11 protein-coding genes are annotated in these 4,785 nt (G+C 59.5%); all 11 read left to right on the plus strand.

All coding sequences use genetic code 11. The annotated features are described in order from the left end of the window. The coding region (locus VN623_RS11530; protein WP_325571136.1) for a hypothetical protein at nucleotides 1–220 on the plus strand (220 nt) is incomplete at its 5' end. After that, nucleotides 217–459 (plus strand): hypothetical protein, encoded by a 243-nt coding sequence (locus tag VN623_RS11535; RefSeq protein ID WP_325571137.1) that lies wholly within the window; start codon nucleotides 217–219, stop codon nucleotides 457–459. The genes VN623_RS11530 and VN623_RS11535, both read left to right, overlap by 4 nt. Continuing rightward, complete coding sequence (locus VN623_RS11540; RefSeq protein ID WP_325571138.1) at nucleotides 456–1,061, plus strand: DNA N-6-adenine-methyltransferase; 606 nt, start codon at nucleotides 456–458, stop codon at nucleotides 1,059–1,061. Before VN623_RS11535 ends, VN623_RS11540 begins: the two co-directional genes overlap by 4 nt. Further along, nucleotides 1,058–1,813: a DNA adenine methylase gene (locus VN623_RS13665; RefSeq protein WP_414653211.1), complete on the plus strand. Its 756-nt coding sequence runs from the start codon at nucleotides 1,058–1,060 to the stop codon at nucleotides 1,811–1,813. Before VN623_RS11540 ends, VN623_RS13665 begins: the two co-directional genes overlap by 4 nt. An 85-nt stretch (nucleotides 1,814–1,898) precedes the next feature. Next, a complete protein-coding gene (locus tag VN623_RS11545) occupies nucleotides 1,899–2,189 on the plus strand; it encodes a hypothetical protein (protein ID WP_325571139.1) in 291 nt (96 codons plus the stop codon). After that, nucleotides 2,186–2,338 (plus strand): hypothetical protein, encoded by a 153-nt coding sequence (locus tag VN623_RS11550; protein WP_325571140.1) that lies wholly within the window; start codon nucleotides 2,186–2,188, stop codon nucleotides 2,336–2,338. Before VN623_RS11545 ends, VN623_RS11550 begins: the two co-directional genes overlap by 4 nt. Beyond that, the gene (locus VN623_RS11555) at nucleotides 2,338–2,607 is read left to right on the plus strand and encodes a hypothetical protein (protein WP_325571141.1); all 270 of its coding nucleotides are present in this window, start codon (nucleotides 2,338–2,340) and stop codon (nucleotides 2,605–2,607) included. The genes VN623_RS11550 and VN623_RS11555 overlap by 1 nt, the downstream gene beginning before the upstream one ends. Before the next feature lie 14 nt (nucleotides 2,608–2,621). Further along, nucleotides 2,622–3,302: a hypothetical protein gene (locus tag VN623_RS11560; RefSeq protein WP_325571142.1), complete on the plus strand. Its 681-nt coding sequence runs from the start codon at nucleotides 2,622–2,624 to the stop codon at nucleotides 3,300–3,302. A 3-nt stretch (nucleotides 3,303–3,305) separates the two neighbouring features. Continuing rightward, nucleotides 3,306–3,884: a hypothetical protein gene (locus VN623_RS11565; RefSeq protein ID WP_325571143.1), complete on the plus strand. Its 579-nt coding sequence runs from the start codon at nucleotides 3,306–3,308 to the stop codon at nucleotides 3,882–3,884. Between the two features lie 5 nt (nucleotides 3,885–3,889). Beyond that, entirely contained in the window at nucleotides 3,890–4,618 is a 729-nt protein-coding gene (locus VN623_RS11570; RefSeq protein WP_325571144.1) for a hypothetical protein, read from the plus strand. Then, nucleotides 4,605–4,785 (plus strand): hypothetical protein (locus VN623_RS11575; RefSeq protein WP_325571145.1); only part of this gene is annotated, 181 nt, incomplete at its 3' end. The genes VN623_RS11570 and VN623_RS11575, both read left to right, overlap by 14 nt.

Here is a 4,785-nt window from a genome sequence, read left to right on the forward strand (position 1 = left end):
CGTTCAGGCGGCATTACTGGCGAAAGCGTGTCGCGAAAATGGGGTGCAAATGATCGAAGACGACAAGGATCGAGCTGAGCGTCGGTGCGCAAACTGCCTGTCGCGGGTTTTGCAGACGCGGCTCGACGGCGACGAGGACGAGTGTTGCGGCGAGCGGTGTGCGGCAGACTGGCACGACTGGTGGACAAAGGCGAAATCGGTACAGGAGGTGATTTCGTGAAGTATCCACGCGAGTGGCTCGGATTCTACAATTCCCACATCCGCGAGAACGTCGAGGTCGTTGGTATCACCCCTCCAGACGCGCCGTTCCTTCGGGATCTATTTGAAGTTCGCCATCTCGAGCTGTGTGCGACCTGCGAGCGCGACGAGGGGTTCGGGTTCGCCGAGTTCCGAGACATGGAGCCGTTGACTCCTGCCGCCCGTGCAATGCTCGCCATCGCTAAGGCGGGCGCCAAATGACCTGCGAAGCCTGCTTCTCGTTTCTTCGGCGAAAAGCGCGTCATTCACGGTCAGCGATTGGTGCTGTGCCCTCGCTGTTGGTTTGGCGTCGTCCGCGTGCCGTGGAAGTGGACGCGCGCATGACGTTGCAGCGGTCGTTGATGTCGTCGAAACGGGATTCGTGGAATACGCCGAAAGTCGTCCTCGACTTCGTTAGTATGCTTGGGCCGATCGGTCTCGACCCGTGCAGCAACGCCGATAGCATCGTTCGCGCGGGCGCGTCGTTTATTGGCGGTGGTCTAACGACGCCGTGGCATGTCGAACCGGGAGACGGGTTGATCTATGTGAATCCGCCGTACGGTCGCGGGATCGGAAAGTGGATTGATCTCTGCGACCAGTATGGCGATGCATACGAGATCATCGCCTTGTTGCCTGCGCGAACGGATGCCAAGTGGTTCATCAAGGTCTGGTCGGCTGATGATCTGTGCTTTTGGCGTGGTCGGCTCCGCTTTCTTGGCGCCCCGTCTTCTGCTCCTTTCCCGTCGGTAGTCGCATACTGGGGGCCGCGGAAATATCAGTTCGCCGCGATCTTTGAAGAGGTCGGGCACGTGGTGATTCCGTGAGTATCAAGCAAACCACGTTGTTCGACGATGAACCCGTCAAGGCAGAGCACACGAAAGACAGCATTAAGGCGCCATTTCCGTACTTCGGCGGAAAGTCGGGCGTCGCTTCGTTGATTTGGTACGCGTTCGGCGAGGTCAAGCAATACATTGAGCCGTTTTGTGGGTCTGCCGCCGTTCTCCTCGGCAACCCGAAACCGGCGTCGCTCGAGGTGGCCGGCGACGTCAACTGCTACATCGCTAACTTTTGGCGCGCGGTCAAATACCAACCTGACGCCGTAGCCGAACAGGCCGACTACCCGGTTTCGCATATCGACCTCGCGGCGCGTCACCGCTGGCTGGTTGAACCCGAGCGAACAGCCGACCTCGCCGCTAATCTCGCTGACCCGGAATGGCCAGGCGACGCGCAGGTCGCCGGCTGGTGGTGCTGGGGTCAGTGCGCGTGGATTGGTAGCGGTTGGTGCGATTCGGGGGGGCAGAGCGCCAAGATCCCGCACGTCGGCGATGCCGGCCGAGGAGTCCAGTCAGGTTCCATTCGTCGGCCATTCCGGTCGCGGGATGCAGTCCGGGGGGGGCGAGCAATGGAAAGATCCCTCTCGTCGGAAACGCCGGCCGGGGATTGCAGCGGGGCAGATTCCCCACGTCGGGGACGGTGGGCGAGGAATTCAGAGAGAGAGAGAGAGAGAGAGAGAGAGAACACAGGTACCGCATCTCTCGTCGGCCGGGCAGGGGATCAACCGTGGGGGTTCCTTTGACGGCGCCGACCTTCGCGACTGGATGCACGAGCTATCGGCCAGGCTCAAGCGGGTACGCCTTATTCATGGCTCGTGGGATCGCTGCATGAACATGCATTACGGGGACAAAGGGAAGAATGCGGCCGTGTTCTTCGACCCGCCGTACGTCGCATACGAGCGGCTGTACGGCAAGCAGGCGCCGGTCGCGCTTGCCGTGGCCGAATGGTGCAAGGAGAACGCGGAAACCAAGATCGCGCTATGCGGCCACATTGGCGATTACGAACTTCCCGGATGGCAGGTACTGCAATGGGACCGTGGCCGACTGACGTATGGCGGCGGCGAGACGACCGCCAAAGAAGCGATCTGGTTCTCGCCAGCGTGCAGGAGGGTCAAATGACGATCTTCTGCCGCATCCGCGCTTTCCTGTTCTCTGAATGCGGCTGCACTTACCACGTCTTTTCGCGTGTGCTCGACGAGTTGATCGAGGACGAGAATCGGCGGCAGGAAGCGGCAACGGTTCGCCATGTCGATGGAGCATATCGGTAATGCCGAGGTTGAAAGTCCAAGTCGTCCGCGACGGCGCGTCTCGGTGGATGATCTGGAAACTGTCCGACGGCTTCGACGTCGACGGTGGCGAAGGGCGCGAGTACGAGCAGATCGCGCGCGTCGTTTGCGATGGCGGTTTGTATTACGTCGAGCTGCCGGTTTGGGGTGTTGACGGGATATCGAGCTGGGAGCGGCAGCCGCGGGGATGGGCGCTGAAAGACGGTGCCGTGCATTCGGTAACGCATCCGAAGAAGGGGGCGGCGGCGTGAAACGAAAGGACGACATGAAGATACCGAGCAATCTTCCGGTTCCTATCTCTAAGGCCGTGTTGCCGCAGGCTTATGAATCGGCGAAATCGGCGTTGGCCCACTGCTTCGAAATGGACGAGTGCAAGGACTGGGCTGACAAGGCCCAAGCCCTCGCGAGTTATGCGCGACAGGCCAAGGACGAGTCATTGCGCAAGACGGCGGATAGAATTCAGGCGCGCGCCGTTCGACGGTGCGGGGAGTTGCTAAAACAGATACCTCCTGCCCGCGGCGCTAATCAAAACATTAAGGACGCCGACGGCCCTAAAGACAAGAAACAAACCCGCAAGGACGCGGCGGCTGGGGCAGGACTATCGGAACGACAAAAGAAGACTGCTCTACGCGTCGCAAGCGTTCCCGGTGACGTTTTTGAATCGGCAGTAGATTCCGATTCGCCTCCGACGGTAACGGCACTTGCCGAGATCGGTAAGTCAGCGCAGAAGAGCGGAGACTCGGCCGCGCGGGAAATCGCCAAGGCGGCCGAAGCGGTTGGTAAGAAGGCAACGGCGCTGCATTCCGCCTGCGTTCGATTGGCGCAGTTGTGCCGCGAACATGAGGCGTCGATAGCCTCTATTAGTCTAGCCATTACAGCCACGCGTATGTACCGAGCAAAAACCGAATTGGACAACTCGATCTCAATGATGAAAGGCGAGGAGTGAACCATGTCATATGACGTTGAAGCCAAGATCACGAGTAGTAGACATTGGCCGTTTGCCAAGCTGGTAATCAACCTTCTGCGTCGGCGATTCCCGCTCACCGGGCCGCAGATCCGCTCGGCGATTTCATGCCCTGGCAAAGAGCTTCATTCGATTATTTATGTCGCCCGGCGATACATCGAGCGCGTAGAGAAGGGGACTCTTAATCGCGGCCTAGGCGGATACTACATCGGAGTATCGATCGGTGATCGCATCGACCATCGCACCGACATCGCCGCTCGCGTCGTCTCAGGCATGAAGCGATACAAAGAATGTGAATCGCTTACTGGCAACCCCGACCCAGAGACGCTTTCAATTGGCGACCGAGAGAGCCTGCACATGCATCGCGCCTTCTCGCATGTGTTTAATGCCGCACTGGCGATTGCAGACGATAATAAGCGTCTTCTTATCAAGTCTGATGATTCAAAGCGTCGTCTCGCCGAAGCCGAGGAGAAAACTAAGCATCCATTTTCCCCCCTCGATCCAGAAGAGAACTTGGTTGGGTATGCCCGCGCCGTTGTTCCGATCAAGAAGGACATCAAGTAGTCCAGATGGCCGGCCGCATCCGCACTATCAAGCCCGAAACGCTGAGCGACCCAAAGGCCGCGCGGTTGAGCGATGCCGCGTGGCGCCTTTGGATCTCGTCGTGGACGCTCGCGGATGATCTCGGGCAGCTTCCGGCCGACCCGGTATGGCTTTCGTGCCAGGTGTTTTGGATCGACCGCCGCAACTGCACGCCGATTATTGCGGAGCTCACCGCATCCGGTCTTGTTCGTCCGTATTCAGTAAACGGCGATCCGTATCTCGAGATCGCTGGCTGGAAGAAGCACCAGAAGATTAACCGTCCGAGCGGTGCGAGGTACCCCTCCCCCCCAACACTCACTGAGGGATCTCTACCTCCGACCACTACCACTACCTTCGACCTTCTACCATCGACCAATACCGCTGCCGCGGCAGGTTTCGATTTCGAGGCTGTGTACGTCCTTTACCCGCGTAAGGGAGACGGCAAGGCCAAAGGCATCGAACGTCTTTCGCGGCAGGTTACTAGCGCACAGGCATACGAGCAGGTCCTGACGGCAGCACAGCATTACGCTGACAAGATTTCGGCCGAGCAGACACCGCTTCAGTACGTCAAGCGCTTCGATACATGGTGCAACGGGCACTGGCGCGATTACATCGACGGCCCCCATATCGTCGAAAGCAAGCGCACTGGCGCCGCCTCCAAGTCCAATCACCGCGAACCCATGCCCCATGGAGCCGGAGACAATGGCGAATTTTGATCCGCGTCCGCACGTGGCCCCGTGTGCGTGCGAGCTATGCCAGGAATGGGCGCGCGCCGTCGTTAGCACGAAGGCGGAACGAAAGCCGGATCGCATGCCGCAGCTGACCGAGAAGCCCGATATGCCGCTGGCTGACTTCATGACGCGCATTATCGCCGTGGCGTGCA

It is taken from the genome of Hyphomicrobium sp., assembly GCF_035572195.1.
Classification (GTDB): Bacteria; Pseudomonadota; Alphaproteobacteria; order Rhizobiales; family Hyphomicrobiaceae; genus Hyphomicrobium_B.

Coding starts and splice junctions, on each gene's coding strand:
- VN623_RS11560 (WP_325571142.1), top strand. CDS start 2,622: ATGAAGATACCGAGCAATCTTCCGGTTCCTATCTCTAAGGCCGTGTTG.
- VN623_RS11550 (WP_325571140.1), top strand. CDS start 2,186: ATGACGATCTTCTGCCGCATCCGCGCTTTCCTGTTCTCTGAATGCGGC.
- VN623_RS11540 (WP_325571138.1), top strand. CDS start 456: ATGACCTGCGAAGCCTGCTTCTCGTTTCTTCGGCGAAAAGCGCGTCAT.
- VN623_RS11545 (WP_325571139.1), top strand. CDS start 1,899: ATGAACATGCATTACGGGGACAAAGGGAAGAATGCGGCCGTGTTCTTC.
- VN623_RS11565 (WP_325571143.1), top strand. CDS start 3,306: ATGTCATATGACGTTGAAGCCAAGATCACGAGTAGTAGACATTGGCCG.
- VN623_RS11570 (WP_325571144.1), top strand. CDS start 3,890: ATGGCCGGCCGCATCCGCACTATCAAGCCCGAAACGCTGAGCGACCCA.
- VN623_RS11555 (WP_325571141.1), top strand. CDS start 2,338: ATGCCGAGGTTGAAAGTCCAAGTCGTCCGCGACGGCGCGTCTCGGTGG.